Origin of the sequence: Pseudomonas fluorescens, from assembly GCF_001902145.1 — a bacterium.
Classification (GTDB): Bacteria; Pseudomonadota; Gammaproteobacteria; order Pseudomonadales; family Pseudomonadaceae; genus Aquipseudomonas; species Aquipseudomonas fluorescens_BV.
This window is the reverse complement of record NZ_MRST01000025.1, coordinates 341,055-357,284: the sequence shown is the minus strand read 5'-3', so window position 1 is coordinate 357,284 and position 16,230 is coordinate 341,055. Positions and strand designations below refer to the sequence as shown.

Genomic DNA, 16,230 nt, shown 5'->3' with positions numbered 1-16,230 from the left:
TGCAGCCAAACCGATCAGCTGCACAGGTTTTCCGGGGTCACTATCTGCGGCGGTATATGCACGCGGTGCCTCAATGGGTCAAACCCCTCATCACTCTGCAAGCGCACCAGCAATTGCACCAATGCCACGGCCGTCTGCCGTGGCTGCGAGTCCATCACCACATCAATCAACCCGTTGCTCAATGCCTGGCGCGACAACGGCGTGGACTCTTGCAGGATGCAGCACAGCGTCGGGCGCTTGGGCAGTTGCGCCAGGGCGTTGATTACGCCGTCGCCACCACCGCCTACCACGCATAACCCACGTAAATCGGTATGGCGGCTGAGCAGGTCGAGGGTGGCTTCTTCGGTGATGTCGCAGTTGTCCAGGTTGATCAGCGGCTCCAACGGTTTGAGCCCCGGCGCGTGTTCGGCCAGGTAGCTGTGCAAGCCTTCGACCCGTGCCTGATGGCCGAGGAAACGATGGCCGCCCAACAGGATGCCCACGCTGCCTTTGCGTGCGCCGCAGGTGCGCGCCAGCAGCCAACCCATGGTGCGCCCGACCACGTGGTTGTCCTGGCCTACATAGGGTTCGGCGGCGTGCTCATGGATATCCGAGAGCAGGGCAACCACCGGTACGCCGGCTTCGCGGATCTGTGCCAGGCAGGCGTTGATCAGTGGATGGGCGAAGCTGACCACCGCGAGGGCGTCGCATTGCACGGCCAGTTGTTCGATTTGCGCGACGATGGCGCCGGGCGTGCGGTCGTTGATGTAGTCGAACTGGCAGCTCAGGTTGGCGGTGGCGTGATGCTGCGCTGCCTCGCTGATGGCGTGGGCCAACTGCGCATAGAAGGCTTGGGCGGTCCCCAGCAACAGCACGCCGAACCGGTAGGTGGGCCGACGTTCGCGAATGCGCTGGCCGATCAGGCGCGCAGCAAAATAGCCCACCGCTTCGGCAGCCTGGAACACCTGCTCCGCGGTGCCGGGGTTGACCGGTGCGCGGGCGTTCAACACGCGGTCGACGGTGGCTACGCTGAGCCCCGCATGGGCGGCAACGGTGGCGATGGTTGGGCGTTTGTTGTTGTGCATGGCAGGCCCCTTGAGCGTCTTGATAGAAAACTATCAAGCCCCGCTGGGCCTGGATGATAGCTTGATAGGGAATGGATTCAAGGCCTTGAGGGTGATTTAGCCGCACTCTATCGTTGGTTTCGCAAAGCACCTGAAACCCACGCTTGCGGAGAACAATAACAATGCCTGGACACACCGCTCACCGCGCTCGGCGCGACTATAGCCTCACCGGGCCCGAAGCGGCCCGCGCCGCCGACAAGGGCCTGGTCTCGGCCCGTTGGTACCAGTCGCCCATCCCGCGCAGTCGCATGAAAGCCCTGATGCAACGCCGCGACGGCCCGGCCTTGCTCGACACCGCCCTGTGGTTCTTGGCGTTGTTGGCCACCGGTGTCGGCGGCTACTGGTTCTGGGGCACTTGGGCCTGCGTGCCATTCTTTATCGCCTACGGTGTGCTTTACGGCACGGCCTCCAACCCGCGCTGGCACGAAACCGGCCACGGCACGGCGTTCAAGACCCGCTGGATGAACGATGCGCTGTATCAGGTGGCGAGCTTCATGTGCCTCTTCGAACCCCACGTGTGGCGCTGGAGCCATGCCCGCCATCACACCGACACCATCGTCGTCGGTCGCGACCCGGAGATCGTCGAACCGCGCCCGCCGAGTTTATGGATGATGGCGCTCAGCCTGTTCAACCTGCCCCTGGCCTGGAAGACCTTCAGCGGCGTGGCCCGCCATGCGCTCGGGCGAATGAGCGCCCAGGAGCAGGACTTCATCCCCGAATCCGAGTGGCCCAAGGTGTACCGGGATGCGCGTATCTGGGTCGGCCTCTACGCCCTGATCATCGGCACCGCGCTGTACCTGCACAGCTGGTTGCCGCTGATGCTGGTGGGCCTGCCCAGCCTCTATGGCGCCTGGCTCGGCTACCTGTTTGGTCTCAGCCAACACGTGGGCCTGGCCGAAGATGTGCTCGACCACCGCAGTAACTGCCGCACCATCTACATGAACCGAGTGTTGCGCTTTATCTACATGAACATGAACTACCACCTCGAACACCACATGTACCCGATGGTGCCTTACCACGCGCTCAGTCAACTGCACGAAGAGATCCGCAGCGACTGCCCGCCGCCGTATGCCAACCTGTGGCAGGCCTACCAGGAAATCATTCCGACGATCTGGCGCCAGCGCAGCGACCCCAGCTATTTCGTCCAACGCCCCACCCGTGGCGAGCAAGCTCGCTCGCCACAGAGTGAAAGCCAGTCATTGGAGATAAATGTATGAACGATCAATGGATCGACGTCTGCGCCGTGGGCGAAATAGAAGCAGAAGACGTGCTGCGCTTCGACCATGGCGCGCAGACCTATGCGGTGTTCCGTTCTGCCGAGGATGAATTCTTTGCCACCGCCGGCCTGTGCACCCACGAGAAAATCCATCTGGCCGACGGCCTGGTGATGGACCATGTGATCGAGTGCCCCAAGCACAACGGGCGCTTTGATTACCGCTCCGGCAAGGCCCTGGGTGCGCCGGTGTGCGTCAACCTCAAGACCTACCCCGTGCGGGTGGATGCGGGGCGGGTGCTGCTCGCCGTCACGGCCGAAGGATGAACGCCCCCCTGATCATCGTCGGCGCTGGCCATGCTGGTGGCCGTGCGGCACTGACCCTGCGTGAAGAAGGCTACAGTGGGCGCTTGATCCTGATCGGCGATGAAGCGCATCTGCCCTACGAACGGCCACCGTTGTCCAAGGGCTTGCTGCAAGGCTCGACTGACCTGGCGCAATGCAGCCTGTGTGACAGCCAGCAGTTGGCGGCGCTCGGGGTCGAGCATATCGCCGCCAACCCGGTCAGCTGCCTGGAGCCACAGCACCACCGGTTGCAACTGGGCGACGGCCAATGGTTGACCTATGCCGGCCTGCTGCTCGCCACCGGAGGCCGGGCGCGGCGTTTGCCCCAGGCGCAGGCGAATGTGTTTTACCTGCGCACCCATGATGAGGCCTTGGCCCTGCGTGATGGCCTGCGTCCTGGCGCACGGCTGGTGGTGGTCGGCGGTGGTTTTATCGGCTTGGAGGTGGCGGCGACAGCGCGTGGCCTGGGCTGCGAGGTGACGCTACTGGAAGCCGGGCCACGGCTGGCAGGGCGGGTGTTGCCGCCGGTGATCAGTGACGCGTTGCTGGCATTGCACCGTGAGCAGGGTGTGGACGTGCGTTTGAACGTCGCCCTGGAGTGCATCCACGCCGACGCCGTGCAACTGGTCGACGGGCAACGGCTGCCCTGCGACCTGGTGGTGGTCGGCATTGGCATGCAGCCCAACATCGAGTTGGCCGCGGCGGCAGGTTTGGACGTCGGGCAGGGCATTCGCGTCGATGAGTACTTGCGCACCAGTGCGGCGGATATCTACGCGGCGGGGGATGTGTGCGAGTTTCGCCTGGCGGGCCTTTATCAGCGTCAGGAAACCTGGCGCAACGCCGAAGCCCAGGGCCGTCTTGCGGCGTTGAACCTGCTGGGGCGGGAGTTGGCGTTCGAGACGATCCCGGGTTTCTGGTCCGATCAATACGCATGGGGCTTGCACATCGTCGGGGTGATGACTGCGCTGATGGTTCGCCGTGAATTGCCCGACGGCGGCCTGCTGCTGTTCTACCTTGACGACCATCACCGTTTGCAGGGTGCCTGCGGTTGGGCCTTGGGTAACCGTGCAGCCAAGGATATCAAGCTGTGCGAGCGCTTGATCACCGCCCACATCCCGCTTAACCCGGCCAGCCTGGCCGACCCTGACGTATCCCTGAAGCCGTTATTGCGAGGCTGACCATGCGCCAGTTTTTAGTATTCCAATCGATGTGGGCCATGCAGACCGAGGCCGGCAGCCTCGAAGCGCAACTGGACCGCATCGCCGCCGCCGGTTATGACGGCATCACCGACCATTACTGGGCACCTGCATCGGTGCAGCGCCTGCACGCGGCGGCCACGGCCAGGGGCTTGCAGATTGAAGGGCAACTGTTCCCGCAATCGGTGGATGATCTGGCCAGGGCATTGGAGGTGATCAGCCGTTACGGCTGTCATCACCTCACCTTGCAAGCCGACGTGCGCCCGCATACCCAGGCCGAGGCGGCCAGGCTGATCGACGGCTGGCAACGCCTGGCCGCACAGGTGGACTTTCCGATCCTGCTGGAAACCCACCGTTATCGGCTCACCAACGACCTGCTGTTCACCCTCGACCTGCTGGCTCAGATGCCCGATCTGAAACTGCTCGCTGACCTGTCCCACTACGTGGTTGGCCGCGAGTTGCCCGAGCCCGGCAGTGTGGAAGACGACGAACAGATACGCACCATCCTGCGTCACAGCTGGGGCTTTCATGGCCGCATCGCCAGCAGCGAACAGGTGCAGGTTGGCCTGGATTTTCCCCAGCACCAACCGTGGGTCGAGCGGTTTACCGGCTGGTGGCGCTATGGAATCGAACACTGGCTGGGCCGCGCTGACACCCCGCAGAGCTTGTCCTTCACTTGCGAGTTGGGCCCGCCACCCTATGCGATTACCGATGCACAGGGCCGCGAACTCACCGATCGCTGGGCCGAGGCGCTCAAGCTCAAAGCCCTGATTCGCCAGGTGTGGGCCAGTTGCCATCGATGATCTGCTAACCTGCGCGGGTTCAAACCGCCCCCAGCCTGTGGAATGCCCATGAAAACCTGTCCCGTCCGACCTCCGCTCGAACCGCAATCGGTGTGCCACCCGATCACCAGCAGCGCGATCTTCATGGTCGCCACCCTGGCGCCCGATGCGGTTGAAAACGTGCGGGCCTGGTGCGCCGACATCGCAGGCCTGGTGCGCTCGGTAGGCAAGCGCGTGCCCTCGGGCAACCTGACTTGCGTTTGCGGGTTTGGCTCGGATGCCTGGGACCGCCTGTTCGGCGTGCCGCGCCCGGCGGCCTTGCATCCGTTTCGCGAGTTCGGTGTGCAAGGGCGCAAGGCGGTGTCGACCCCAGGTGACATCCTGCTGCACATCCGTGCCGAGCAGATGGACCTGTGTTTCGAGCTGGCGACCCAACTGATGGCCGCCCTGGGCGATAGCGTGAAGGTGGTGGATGAGGTCCAGGGCTTTCGCTACTTCGATATGCGCAGCATCATCGGTTTCGTCGACGGCACCGAGAACCCGGTGGGGCGCAAGGCCGAGGCCTTCACCCTGGTGGGTGATGAAGACCCTGAGTTCGAAGGCGGCAGCTATGTGCTGGTGCAGAAATACCTGCACAACATGACCGCGTGGAATGGCTTGACGGTGGAGGCTCAAGAGAAGGTGATCGGGCGCACCAAGTTATCCGACATCGAACTCGATGATGAGAGCAAGCCGAGCAACTCCCACAGCGCCTTGACCGTCATCACTGACCAGGACGGTCAGGAAGTGAAGATCCTGCGCGACAACATGCCCTTCGGCCGCCCTGGCGCCGGTGAATTTGGCACCTACTTCATCGGTTACGCACGCTCGCCGCAGCCGTTGGAGCAGATGCTGGAAAACATGTTCGTCGGTCGCCCGGTGGGTAACTACGACCGCCTGCTCGACTTCAGCACGGCGGTGACCGGCGGCCTGTTCTTTGTGCCCTCGGCCGACTTGCTCGAAGCGCTGGCCGACCGCCAATAATCTGTAGGAGCGAGCTTGCTCGCGAAAAACGTCAACGATAACGCGGGCATTCTGTATGTACGCGGTGGCCTTGGGTTTTTCGCGAGCAAGCTCGCTCCTACAAGGGTCAGGTAAGCAGGCCGGTGCTGACGGCCACGATCAAAAACACCCCCAGCAGCGCACGGTAGATCACGAACGGCCAGGTGGAGAAGCGCTCCAGAAACTTCATCAGGCCCCAAATGGCGAAGAACGCCGAGACGCTGGCCACCACCAGGCCGAAGATCAAGTGCGGCCAGGCGTGGACGGGCAGGTCGGCGCGCAGCAGCACCCACAACTCTTTCAAACCGGCCAGGGCGATGGCCGGCAACCCTAACAGGAAGGAAAACCGCGCCGCTTCTTCGCGTTTGAAGTTCAGGAACAGCGCCGCGGTCAGCGTGGAGCCCGAGCGCGACACGCCGGGAATCAACGCGCCGATCTGCGCGACCCCCACAATCAGCGCATCGCGCAAGCGCATCTGGCTTACGTCGCGGGTATGGCGGGCGCGCACTTCAGCCAGGGCCAGCAATACCGCCATCACCACGCAGGAAATGCCGATCACCATCAGCCCGCGCAAGGGTGAGTTGCAGGCATTCAACGTCGACGACAACGCCAGGCCGGCAATGCCAATCGGGACTGTTGCCAGCACAATCGCCACAGCGAGCTTGAACCAGCGGTCGTCGTAGTCGCCCCGACGCACCGCACTGATGCTGCCGGTGGTGACCTGCTGCACATCCCGCCAGAAGTAACTGACCACTGCCGCCAGCGCCGCCAATTGCATGGCTGCCGAAAACGCCGAGCCCGGGTCTTGCCAGCCGAGCAGGGCGGGCACCACGCGCATATGGGCGGTGGACGACACCGGCAGCAATTCGGTAATGCCCTGGATCACCCCAAGGATGAAGATTTGCAGGTAATCCATGGAGGCAAAGCCCACATCCAGGCCGGCGGTACAGACGTTGGTCAAAATACGTGTCCTTGAGCAATAGGGGGAAACCGGCGAAGTTTATTCTAAATGTTTCAGGATTTCGGCCCGGGTGACCGCTATTTGCAATCGGTTCAGCCAATAGAAAGGATTCGCCAGGCCATTGGCGTGGGCAGCACTTTTGTGAACAATGGCGCCCTGCGTTTTTCCACCGAGAGCCCCATGCCTGAAACCACCGTCGAATTGATCCAGACCGGCCCCGAAGAAGCCGAACTGATCCGCAATCTTTACCAGTACTACGCCTACGAGTCTTCGGACTGGGAACAGGAAGATGTCGAGGCCGATGGGCGTTTCTACATCCACGACGAACACCTGGCCCGCTACTGGAGCGACCCGCAATGGAGCGCCAACCTGCTGCTGGTAGACGGCTACATCGCCGGTTTCCTGTTGATCGAAGGCAGCGAACTACCGGGCATCGACGCCCTGGAACTGGCTGACCTGTTCATCCTCAAGCGCTACCGCCGCAAGGGCATCGGCCGTGCCATCGCCAGCCAGGTGCTGTGCAGCGGCACGGCCAATTGGTTGGTGCGTTTCTATGATCAGGACGAAGTGTCCCAGGCGTTCTGGCGCACCGTGCTGGATAACCTGCCGCGCCCGGTGCAGAGCATTGAACTGGACGATGAGCCACAGTTGGTGAACTACCTGATTACCCGGGCATCGTTGCATTGACGGGCGGGTGTTCTCCCGATGAGCATAGATATCCTACGGTAACCACGATGCGAAGCGAGCCGCTCTTGATCTGCTTTTGATCTTGATCTTAAGCGCCCCGTCAAACCACGCTGGCCGAACGCAGGCTTGAATTCGTGGGTAACCCGGCAGGACGCCGGGTTAGCCGCCCCGCGCCATGGATGGCGCGTGGCGGCGGCCCACGGATTCAAGCCTGCGTTCGGGCACACCGAGCCTAAGCGAGGTGCCGAGTGGTGGGGCAAGAGCCCTTTTGGTTACCTTTGGGGCTCTTTTCCAAAAGTGACCCGCTGTCAGAGCGGAACCCTAAGTGGCCGTTACCGCAGGAACGGATATGTACCCAGTCCAACTGTGTTGACTGTCAGGCCGCCTTCGCGAGCAAGCCCGCTCCCACAGTTTGATCGCGGGGTGTCAGGTAGATAGGCGTCGGCTGGCAGGCCGTCATCGCAGGCAAGCCAGCTTCCACATTTGCACCGAGGGGTGTCAGATAGATGGAGGCGGCTGTCAGGCCGTCACGGGCCTAGCCCGGGTTGAACAACACCTGCTGCATCGCCTGGGGCGGCTGCCCGAACGCCCTGAGAAACGCCTGGCGCATACGTTCGCGATCACCAAACCCGGTTTCGCGCGCCACCACTTCCACCGGGTGACGGCTGATTTCCATCATCGCCCGCGCAGCTTCCACCCGCAGGGCTTCGATAGCTTTGGCTGGGGTTTGACCGGTTTCTTCGCGAAACACCCGGCTGAACTGGCGCGGGCTGAGCCGGGCGACATCGGCCAGGGCCTCCACGGATAAATCCTGGGTGAGGTTCTCGCGAGCGTAAGCCAAGGCCAGTTGCACGCGGTCGGACTTGGGGTCCAGCTCCAGCAAGGCCGACAGTTGCGACTGCTCGCTGCCGCGGCGCTGGGCAATCACCAGCTTGCGTGCGATGCGCCGGGCCAGGCCGCTGCCCAGGTCGTCCTCCACCATCGCCAGCGCCAGGTCGACCCCGGCGCTCATGCCCGCACCGGTCCACACCTGGCCGTCGACAATGAACAACTTGTCTTCTTCCAGGTGGATATCCGGGTAGCGTTTGCGAAATGCCGGCGCATGGATCCAGTGGGTGGTGGTGCGCTTGCCAGCCAGCAGGCCAGCCTCGGCCAGTACAAAGATGCCCATGCATAAGGACGCCACCCGGCGCGACTGCGCGGACGCTGCCTTGACCAGCTCCAGCAGGTTGGCTTCCGGCAGGCGAAACTCCAGGTAGCCGCTGACAATCAAGGTGTCATAGCCCTCTGGGCGGAGCGCGCTGGTGTTCACCGAAAAACCCTGGGAGGTCATCACTGCACCGCCGCCTTCCGACACCAGGTGAAACTCATAGGCCGGCTCGCCGCGCAGCAGGTTGGCGCACTCGAACACCGAGCCCAGGCTGAGGCTCAACGACTGGAAATTCGGGTAAACCATCAGCGCAACGCTGTGCATTGCATCTCTCCAAGGGGCGGGGGAGAGGCGATTGTCGGCGCGTGCCCGGCAAACGGCAACCGACTTTGGTGCATGTCCGCAATCCTTGCGGATATGACATTGTGAGCCACTGCCTCGCTGCCTAACATGGGACAACTGTTATTCACATCGATCGAGGCACTGGAAAATGAAAGTATTAATGGTACTGACCTCTCACGACCAGCTTGGCGATACCGGACGCAAGACCGGCTTCTGGCTCGAAGAATTTGCCGCACCTTATTACGCCTTCAAGGACGCTGGCGCCGAGGTAGTGTTGGCTTCCCCGGCCGGCGGCCAGCCGCCGTTGGACCCCAAGAGCGATGAACCGGATGCGCAAACCGAGCAGACCGAGCGCTTCGGCAAAGACCCGGCTGCGCAGCAAGCCTTGGCGAACACCGTGAAGCTGGACTCGGTCAATGCCGCCGACTTTGACACCGTGTTCTACCCAGGCGGCCACGGCCCGCTGTGGGACCTGGCGGAGTCGCCGGTGTCCATCGCGCTGATCGAAGCCTTCGAGCGGTCCGGCAAGCCCATCGGCTTTGTGTGCCATGCACCGGGTGCCTTGCGTCACGTCAAGGCGGTTAACGGTGAGCCGTTGATCAAGGGCCGCCGCGTCACCGGGTTCTCCAACTCGGAAGAGGCCGCGGTGCAGTTGACGGAGGTCGTGCCGTTCCTGATTGAAGATGAATTCAAAAAACTGGGCGGCCAGTATGAGAAGGGCGCCGACTGGCAATCCTTCGTCATTGTCGACGGCTTGCTGGTGACTGGGCAAAACCCAGGCAGCTCCAGCGAAGTGGCCAAGGCCCTGCTGACACTCTGCGCTTAAGTTAATCAACCGATCTACGCGGTGGCGGCTTCCAGGAGTCGCCACGGTTTTCGTTCGTCCTGAATTTGGAATATTGCCGTGCCTGACTGCATCTTGAACACCCCGATCAAGCTGGGGCATCACCGCTTGAACAACCGCGTCGTACTGCCGCCGCTGACACGCCAGCGCAGCGCCCAGCCGGGTAATATCGCCACCGACCTGATGGCCGAGTACTACCGCCAGCGGGCCAGTGCGGGGTTCATGGTCAGCGAGGGTACGCAGATCGAACCTCGGGGCCAGGGCTACGCGTGGACGCCGGGCATTCATACACCGGCGCAAATCGAGGGTTGGCGCAAAGTCACCGCAGCGGTGCATGCCGAGGACGGGGTGATCTTCGCCCAGCTATGGCACGTGGGGCGGGTGTCCCACAACGCGCTGCAACCTGACGGTGGTGCCCCGGTGGGCCCGTCTGCGCTGCCGGCGTTGCAAGCCAAAGCCTTCATTGAAACCGGGCCGGGTAGGGGTGAACTGGTGCAGCCACCCGTGCCCCGTGCCTTGACCACGCTGGAAATCGAAGAGCTGGTAGGGCACTACGCCCAGGCTGCACGCAATGCCCTGGACGCCGGGTTCGACGGCGTGGAAATTCACGCGGCCAACGGCTACCTGGTCAACCAGTTCATCTCGGCCCATTCCAACCTGCGTGAGGATGAGTACGGCGGCTCGCTGGACAATCGCCTGCGCTTGCTGCGCGAGATTGTCGAAGCGGTGTGCAAGGTGGTGGGGCCGGAACGCCTGGGCGTGCGCTTTTCGCCGCTGTTCAGTGGCACCGATCAGGACCGGGTGTACATCGGCCTGGTGGAAGAAGATCCGCATACGACCTATATCGAAGCGATCAAGGTGCTGGAGGCGGCGGGCATCGCCTATGTGTCCATTGCCGAAGCCGATTGGGACAACGCGCCCGACCTGCCCGAGACTTTCCGCCAGGCCGTGCGCCGCACCTTCCGCGGCAGGATCATCTACGCCGGGCGCTACACCGCCGAGCGCGGTGCTCGACTGGTCGAGGCCGGGCTGGCGGACCTGATTGCTTTTGGACGGCCCTTCATTGCCAACCCGGACTTGCCCCAGCGGCTGTTCAATGGCTGGCCGCTGAATGCGTTGAAGGCCGAAGGCTTGTATGGCGGGACACGGGCGGGGTATGTGGATTATCCGGTGTATGCCGTACACCAGTGACACGCGATGCTCAAACCAATGAAAATCAAATGTGGGAGCGGGCTTGCTCGCGAAGACGTCGGCCCAGCAAACATGTATGTTGACTGGCCCATCGCCTTCGCGAGCAAGCCCGCTCCCACAGGGATCTGCGCTTGACGGACTGGCATCCAGGCGACCCCTCTCCACATCAAAAATGCCTCACTCCACCCGCAACACAATTTTGCCGATATGGTCCCCACCTTCCATCCGCGCATGGGCCTGGGCGGCGTCGGTGTAGGCGTAGACCTGGTCGATAATCGGCAGGCAGCGTCCGGCACTGAGTACCGGCCACACGTGTTCGCGCAGTTGTTGGGCAATCCCGGCCTTTTCTTCCCGCGTGCGGGCGCGCAGCAGCGAACCGGTGATTACTGCGCGTTTGCCGAGGATGGTCAGCAGGTCGACGTCGTTGGCCTTGGCGCCACCGAGGAAACCGAGGATAACCAGGTGGCCGTCCATGCCCAGGGCCTTGAGGTTATTGTTCAGGTACGAGGCGCCCATGATGTCGAGGATCACGTTGACGCCTTTGCCATCGGTCTGTTTGGCGATGACCTCGGCAAATGCCTGTTCGCGGTAGTTGATCGGCTCGGCACCGAGCTTGGCAATCGCCGCACATTTGTCGGCACTGCCAGCCGTGGCGAATGCCTGGATACCGAACTCCTGGCAGAGCATCAACGCGGTGGTGCCGATGCCGCTGGTGCCGCCGTGGATCAAGGCGCGCTGACCTTTGCGGGCTCCGCCGAGGCCGAACAGGTTGGCCCAGACCGTAAAGAACGTTTCCGGCACGGCAGCGGCCTGAATCCAGTCCATGCCCGCAGGGATCGGCAGCGCCTGGCTGGCCGGCACCGCGCAATACTGCGCGTAGCCACCGCCATTGGTCAGCGCACAGACCTTGTCGCCCAGGCTGTATTCGTTCACGCCAGTGCCCAGCGCCACCACTTCACCGGCCACTTCCAACCCCGGAATCGGGCTCATGCCGGGCTTCATCGGGTATTTACCCGCGCGTTGCAAGGCGTCGGGGCGGTTGACCCCGGCGGCGTGCACGCGAATCAGAATCTCGCCTGGCCCGGCCACTGGCACATCGGCGCTGCGCGGCTGCAAGACCTCGGGCCCGCCAGGGGTGGTGATTTCGATCAGGGTCATTTCTTGGGGGAGCGTCATGGAAAAGTTCCTGTAGCGATGAGCGTATGGGTTGGGACCGTAGCGCGGGGTCGGCAGTTCAGCAAGAGCATGCCGGGTTCTCTGGGCAATGCAACCGCAGGATTTCAGCACAAGCCTGCAAGTGCGTCGGTGTGGCTTCGGACACACTGGCTGCCGCTCATTTTTGACGGACACAGGTGGCGTATGAACGAAGCGAGAAATCAGGATATCGGGCTGTTGTTCCTGCGGGTCAGCGGGGCGTTGTTCCTGCTGTGGGTGCATGGGTTGCCCAAGTTGCTCCACTACAGCGACCAATTGAAGCTGATCGAGGACCCGTTTCACCTGGGCGCCCATGTCACGTTGCTGCTGGCGATCTTTGCCGAGGTGCTGTGCCCGCTGCTGATCATCGCGGGCGTACTGGTGCGCCTGGCGTGCCTGCCGGTCCTGGCGGTGCTGGTCATCGCTTTGCTGGTGGTGCACCCGGAGTGGACGCTGTTGGAAGGGCAGTTCGGCTGGCTGCTGTTGATCATCTTTACCAGCATCCTCATTGCCGGGCCGGGCCGGCTGGTATTGGCTCAGCGCTTTGCCTGAACAAAAAAAGGCCGGGCGAGCCCGGCCTTCTGCCTTCTGTAGGAGCGAGCTTGCTCGCGAAAAACGCATAGGCGCCGCTTTCATTCAGCAAGCACGCGTTATCGTTGACGTTCTTCGCGAGCAAGCTCGCTCCTACAGGGGCATCAAGGGATGCATCAGCGGTTCAGGAACCCCAACAGGTCTTCATTGAGCTGTTGAGCGTGGGTCACTGCAAACCCGTGAGGCGCATCCTTGTACACCTTCAGTTGTGCGCCCTCGATCATCTGGGCCGCGACTTTGCCGGTGGTGTCGAACGGCACGATCTGGTCGCCGTCCCCATGGATCACCAGGGTCGGTACGTCGATCTTGGCCATGTCCGGGCGGAAGTCGGTTTGCGAAAACGCGGTGACGCAATCCACGGTGGATTTGAGCGACGCGAGCATGGCGATCTGCAGGGTCTGGCTGAGCACACCCTCTGAAACGTGCTGGCCTTTATTGAGACCGAAGAACGGCGTGTTGAAGTCGCTGATGAACTGCGCACGATCCTTCAACAGGCCGGCCTTGATGCCATCGAACACCTCGCCAGGCACGCCTTGGGGGTAGTCGGCTTGCTGGCCGAATATCGGCGTGACCGCGCCCAACAACACCAGGCCGGCGACACGGGCACTGCCGTGGCGGGCGATGTAGCGCGCCACGTCACCGCCACCCATGGAGAAGCCCACCAGGGTCACGTCCTGCAGGTCCAGGTGTTCGATCAACTGGGCGATATCGTCAGCGAAGGTGTCGTAGTCGTTACCGGTCCAGGGCTGGTCCGAGCGGCCAAAACCACGACGGTCAAAGGCAATGGTGCGAAAGCCACGGCTGCTCAGGTATTCCATCTGGTATTCCCACATGTCCGCATCCAGCGGCCAGCCGTGGCTGAACAGCACGGGCTTACCGCTGCCCCAGTCCTTGAAGTAGATCTGGGTACCGTCTTTGGCAACGAATGTGCTCATCTGAAACTCCTTGCAGGGCTGAAAAAGGGCGGTGAAAAAACCGCATCACTATTGCCGTAAACCTGAGCCCAGGCTTGTATGGGTGTGCTTGTCTCACCAACTGAATTTGAGCTCCATGCCCAGGTAATTGCTGTCGTGCCCACCGGCACCACGCAGGGTCTGGCCGACCGCGTAGTGCACCGCCTCGACCGCACCACTGAGGTTGGGCGTAAAGGCGTAGTCGGTGCGCAGTTGACCGTAGGCGCCGGTCCAGCGCTCACCTTGGCCCGCCGTGCCAGCCACGGCCAGGTTGGGCTGGGTGTAGACGGCGTCTGCGGTGGTCTGCCGCCACAGCAGGCCGACAGCGGTTTGCACGCTGAGCTTGGCGATGGGCTTGACGGTAATCGACGGCTTGACGTGGATCAGGTTGCTGTAGCCCGTATAGCCCGCCAGAGAAAAGTAGTAGCCATTGGGGAACAGCGGGTTGAAGGTGCCGACCCTGCCGTCACCTGCCTGGCGGTCACCGGAAGCGATATCCAGTTGCAGGCCGATACGCGGCTTCCAGGCCTGCGTGTCAAAGGTGTAGCCGGTGCGGCTGCCACCGGCCCAGGCGCGAATCGTCTGGCTGCCCACCGAGCCGCGTTGCAGCATGGCTTCGACGTCCCAGTCGAAACCCTGGGCTGCGCCACCGAGGCGGGCGTCCAGCAACTGGCGCGTCTCTTCGCCGTTGGCGTCCAGGTAATGGGCGGCACTGCGCTCGTACACGCCGTAATAGGCCGACAACTCATTGGTGCCGCCCACCAGCCGCTCGACCCGCAGCATGTGGAAGCGCGCGTCGCTGTTGGACTTATCGTCGAAATGCCGGCCATCCTGGTACTGCACCGGTTGGCTGGCGATCCCGATAAAGCGCCATTGCGGCGTTTCCCAGTCCGCCCACAACGCATCGAAGGACTGCCGCACATTCGGGCCGTCCCGTGACGAGATGAAACGCTGCAAGTCGAAGGCGAAATCCTGGCGGCCAGCCCGTGCCTTGAAGGTGCCTGCGTTGAAGGTCTTCACGTATTCGGCAAAGGCCAGGCGCAGGTCGACGCGGTTCTGGTCGGCACCGCCAATGGCGGTCTTGTCATAGGCCCGCACATCTTCCAACTGGGTGAACAGCCGCCAGTGTTCGTTCAGGTGCAAGTCGGCGTGCACCTGAAAGCGCTGGATCAGGTAGCGGTCACGCGGTACATCCCGCACGCCGAACCCGCTGGCGTCGTTCATCTCGAAGCGCTCACGCAAGGTTGCGCCCAACGACAAGTAGGTGAACGGGTTGGCGGCGGACAGTGGGATGTACTTGAGGTTGTCCAGCGGTTGCGTGCGCAATGCGCTGTCCTTGAGCACAGACCAGTCTTCCTGCCAGCGGTTGGCCTTGATCGCCGGGCGTACCGGCTGGTCGTCGGCCTGCACGCTGCCAGCAAGCAACGGCCACAGCACAGCCAGGCTCCAGCCTGCGTGACGAATCATTTTGCCGCGCTGAGTTGGTGGATTTCTGCGACATAACCGCCCGGGAACTCCACCAACGCACTGCGCCGACCTTTGCTGTCGAATGCCGGTACCAGCACTTTGGCGCCAGAGCCGCTGGCCTTGCCTAGGGTAGCGGCGAGGTCGTTGACCTGATAACCGGTGGTGTCGTGGCCGAACGGGTAGGGCAGTTGGCCATTGGTGACCAGCACCGCCATGCGCCCGAACGGCGATTCGATATCAACGCGGCGGTAGTGGCCGCCGGCCTGGCCGACATCAACGCCTGGGGCGTGCTTATCGTCGCTCACTACCTTGCCGTGGGAGAACCCCAGGAACGCCTTGATAAACCGCTCGGCGCTGTCGTTGGACACATACACACGGTTTTCCGGCACGGTTTCGAAGGCGGTGTAATCCGGGGTCTTGGTGTGCCAGTAGAGCTGCATGTTCACACCACCCGGCCATTGCACCACGGCATCACGACCGATGGGGTCGGGGAAATCGCTGACGATTACGTCGGCGCCATTGTCCCGCGCCGCCTTGAGGGCCACGTCCATGTCCTTGACCAGATAGCCGTTGCGTTCCTGGCCGAACGGGTGAGGCACGGGGGTGGTAAAGCCGAACAAGGACACGGTGCCCGCCGGGGTCTGGAGCAATTGCGAGGTGGTGCTGCTCGGCACCGGCAGCACGTTGACCACGACCTGGGGCGTGCTTTTGCCGCCGAAGGTGGCGAGGAAACTCTGGGCAAAACGGTCCACATCGGCCGGTGCCACATACACATGGCTGGTGTCGTACTGCGGCGCCACGGCCACGTTCGGGGTGGCGGCAAACGCGCTGTTCATCATCGCACTTGCCAGCAGCGTCAATGCCAGCGATACCTTGGTTGCTGTGTTACCCATGCCCGTTCTCCAGCGCTTCTGAGGGTTCGAAAGCCGTGAGGTTAGGGGGGCAGGGCGGTGGGGAATTGTATGGACGTGCTCGGTTGAACGTTTCAGCTACGCGGCCCAGACAGCCGACGCCTATCTACCTGACACCCCTCAATCTAAATGTGGGAGCTGGCTTGTCGGGTCGCCGCATCGCTGCGATGACGGCCTGCCAGCCGACGCTTATCTACCTGACACCCCGCGATCAAACTGTGGGAGCGGGCTTGCTCGCGAAGGCGGCGTGTCAGTGACT

16 protein-coding genes are annotated in these 16,230 nt (G+C 62.7%); 9 read left to right on the top strand and 7 right to left on the bottom strand.

Annotated features, from left to right (window positions below; translation table 11 throughout):
* Positions 1-14: 14 nt before the first annotated feature.
* Complete coding sequence (locus BUE92_RS18080; protein ID WP_073525439.1) at positions 15-1,064, bottom strand: LacI family DNA-binding transcriptional regulator; 1,050 nt, start codon at positions 1,062-1,064, stop codon at positions 15-17.
* 161 nt (positions 1,065-1,225) lie between these two features.
* On the opposite strand from BUE92_RS18080, the gene BUE92_RS18075 reads away from it, so the two are divergent.
* From BUE92_RS18075 to BUE92_RS18055, 5 genes are read left to right on the top strand one after another with little or no spacing between them, the layout of a single operon-like run.
* A complete protein-coding gene (locus BUE92_RS18075; protein ID WP_073525436.1) occupies positions 1,226-2,320 on the top strand; it encodes a fatty acid desaturase family protein in 1,095 nt (364 codons plus the stop codon).
* Positions 2,317-2,643 (top strand): MocE family 2Fe-2S type ferredoxin, encoded by a 327-nt coding sequence (locus tag BUE92_RS18070; RefSeq protein ID WP_044272333.1) that lies wholly within the window; start codon positions 2,317-2,319, stop codon positions 2,641-2,643. The genes BUE92_RS18075 and BUE92_RS18070 overlap by 4 nt, the downstream gene beginning before the upstream one ends.
* Entirely contained in the window at positions 2,640-3,839 is a 1,200-nt protein-coding gene (locus tag BUE92_RS18065; protein ID WP_073525435.1) for an NAD(P)/FAD-dependent oxidoreductase, read from the top strand. Before BUE92_RS18070 ends, BUE92_RS18065 begins: the two co-directional genes overlap by 4 nt.
* A gap of 2 nt (positions 3,840-3,841) precedes the next feature.
* Complete coding sequence (locus BUE92_RS18060) at positions 3,842-4,660, top strand: sugar phosphate isomerase/epimerase family protein (RefSeq protein WP_073525432.1); 819 nt, start codon at positions 3,842-3,844, stop codon at positions 4,658-4,660.
* 48 nt (positions 4,661-4,708) lie between these two features.
* Positions 4,709-5,662 carry a Dyp-type peroxidase gene (locus BUE92_RS18055; RefSeq protein ID WP_073525430.1) on the top strand — a complete coding sequence of 318 codons (954 nt, stop codon included), beginning with the start codon at positions 4,709-4,711 and terminating at the stop codon, positions 5,660-5,662.
* Positions 5,663-5,768: 106 nt separating this feature from the next.
* Here BUE92_RS18055 and BUE92_RS18050 read toward each other — a convergent pair whose 3' ends face one another.
* Positions 5,769-6,641, bottom strand: a complete 873-nt coding sequence (locus BUE92_RS18050; protein WP_073525429.1) for an undecaprenyl-diphosphate phosphatase — start codon at positions 6,639-6,641, stop codon at positions 5,769-5,771.
* A gap of 48 nt (positions 6,642-6,689) precedes the next feature.
* On the opposite strand from BUE92_RS18050, the gene BUE92_RS18045 reads away from it, so the two are divergent.
* On the top strand, positions 6,690-7,328 hold the full coding sequence (locus BUE92_RS18045) for a GNAT family N-acetyltransferase (protein WP_073525427.1): 639 nt from the start codon (positions 6,690-6,692) through the stop codon (positions 7,326-7,328).
* A 535-nt stretch (positions 7,329-7,863) separates the two neighbouring features.
* Here the strand turns inward: BUE92_RS18045 and BUE92_RS18035 are convergent.
* Positions 7,864-8,802: a GlxA family transcriptional regulator gene (locus BUE92_RS18035; RefSeq protein WP_073525425.1), complete on the bottom strand. Its 939-nt coding sequence runs from the start codon at positions 8,800-8,802 to the stop codon at positions 7,864-7,866.
* Between the two features lie 166 nt (positions 8,803-8,968).
* Between BUE92_RS18035 and BUE92_RS18030 the strand changes: the two genes are divergently transcribed.
* Together BUE92_RS18030 and BUE92_RS18025 are read left to right on the top strand one after the other, a co-directional pair.
* Positions 8,969-9,646, top strand: coding sequence for a type 1 glutamine amidotransferase domain-containing protein (locus tag BUE92_RS18030; protein WP_073525424.1), 678 nt, complete (start codon positions 8,969-8,971; stop codon positions 9,644-9,646).
* A gap of 78 nt (positions 9,647-9,724) precedes the next feature.
* A complete protein-coding gene (locus BUE92_RS18025) occupies positions 9,725-10,855 on the top strand; it encodes an alkene reductase (RefSeq protein WP_073525423.1) in 1,131 nt (376 codons plus the stop codon).
* Between the two features lie 177 nt (positions 10,856-11,032).
* Here the strand turns inward: BUE92_RS18025 and BUE92_RS18020 are convergent, their stop codons facing one another.
* Entirely contained in the window at positions 11,033-12,031 is a 999-nt protein-coding gene (locus BUE92_RS18020) for an NAD(P)H-quinone oxidoreductase (RefSeq protein ID WP_073525422.1), read from the bottom strand.
* A gap of 183 nt (positions 12,032-12,214) precedes the next feature.
* On the opposite strand from BUE92_RS18020, the gene BUE92_RS18015 reads away from it, so the two are divergent.
* Positions 12,215-12,601, top strand: a complete 387-nt coding sequence (locus tag BUE92_RS18015) for a DoxX family protein (RefSeq protein ID WP_073525421.1) — start codon at positions 12,215-12,217, stop codon at positions 12,599-12,601.
* Positions 12,602-12,756: 155 nt separating this feature from the next.
* Here the strand turns inward: BUE92_RS18015 and BUE92_RS18010 are convergent, their stop codons facing one another.
* The 3 genes from BUE92_RS18010 to BUE92_RS18000 all read right to left on the bottom strand — a co-directional run bounded on the left by BUE92_RS18010 (position 12,757) and on the right by BUE92_RS18000 (position 15,953).
* On the bottom strand, positions 12,757-13,575 hold the full coding sequence (locus BUE92_RS18010) for an alpha/beta fold hydrolase (protein ID WP_014718098.1): 819 nt from the start codon (positions 13,573-13,575) through the stop codon (positions 12,757-12,759).
* A gap of 93 nt (positions 13,576-13,668) precedes the next feature.
* Entirely contained in the window at positions 13,669-15,060 is a 1,392-nt protein-coding gene (locus BUE92_RS18005; RefSeq protein ID WP_073525418.1) for an alginate export family protein, read from the bottom strand.
* Positions 15,057-15,953, bottom strand: coding sequence for a VOC family protein (locus tag BUE92_RS18000; RefSeq protein ID WP_073525415.1), 897 nt, complete (start codon positions 15,951-15,953; stop codon positions 15,057-15,059). Before BUE92_RS18000 ends, BUE92_RS18005 begins: the two co-directional genes overlap by 4 nt.
* Positions 15,954-16,230 lie beyond the last annotated feature (277 nt).

Bases quoted from the DNA above. Each gene is read 5' to 3' on its own strand.
- BUE92_RS18080 (WP_073525439.1), bottom strand. From the start codon at position 1,064: ATGCACAACAACAAACGCCCAACCATCGCCACCGTTGCCGCCCATGCG.
- BUE92_RS18035 (WP_073525425.1), bottom strand. From the start codon at position 8,802: ATGCACAGCGTTGCGCTGATGGTTTACCCGAATTTCCAGTCGTTGAGC.
- BUE92_RS18010 (WP_014718098.1), bottom strand. From the start codon at position 13,575: ATGAGCACATTCGTTGCCAAAGACGGTACCCAGATCTACTTCAAGGAC.
- BUE92_RS18005 (WP_073525418.1), bottom strand. From the start codon at position 15,060: ATGATTCGTCACGCAGGCTGGAGCCTGGCTGTGCTGTGGCCGTTGCTT.
- BUE92_RS18075 (WP_073525436.1), top strand. From the start codon at position 1,226: ATGCCTGGACACACCGCTCACCGCGCTCGGCGCGACTATAGCCTCACC.
- BUE92_RS18055 (WP_073525430.1), top strand. From the start codon at position 4,709: ATGAAAACCTGTCCCGTCCGACCTCCGCTCGAACCGCAATCGGTGTGC.
- BUE92_RS18030 (WP_073525424.1), top strand. From the start codon at position 8,969: ATGAAAGTATTAATGGTACTGACCTCTCACGACCAGCTTGGCGATACC.
- BUE92_RS18060 (WP_073525432.1), top strand. From the start codon at position 3,842: ATGCGCCAGTTTTTAGTATTCCAATCGATGTGGGCCATGCAGACCGAG.
- BUE92_RS18065 (WP_073525435.1), top strand. From the start codon at position 2,640: ATGAACGCCCCCCTGATCATCGTCGGCGCTGGCCATGCTGGTGGCCGT.
- BUE92_RS18020 (WP_073525422.1), bottom strand. From the start codon at position 12,031: ATGACGCTCCCCCAAGAAATGACCCTGATCGAAATCACCACCCCTGGC.
- BUE92_RS18070 (WP_044272333.1), top strand. From the start codon at position 2,317: ATGAACGATCAATGGATCGACGTCTGCGCCGTGGGCGAAATAGAAGCA.
- BUE92_RS18000 (WP_073525415.1), bottom strand. From the start codon at position 15,953: ATGGGTAACACAGCAACCAAGGTATCGCTGGCATTGACGCTGCTGGCA.
- BUE92_RS18045 (WP_073525427.1), top strand. From the start codon at position 6,690: ATGTTTCAGGATTTCGGCCCGGGTGACCGCTATTTGCAATCGGTTCAG.
- BUE92_RS18015 (WP_073525421.1), top strand. From the start codon at position 12,215: ATGAACGAAGCGAGAAATCAGGATATCGGGCTGTTGTTCCTGCGGGTC.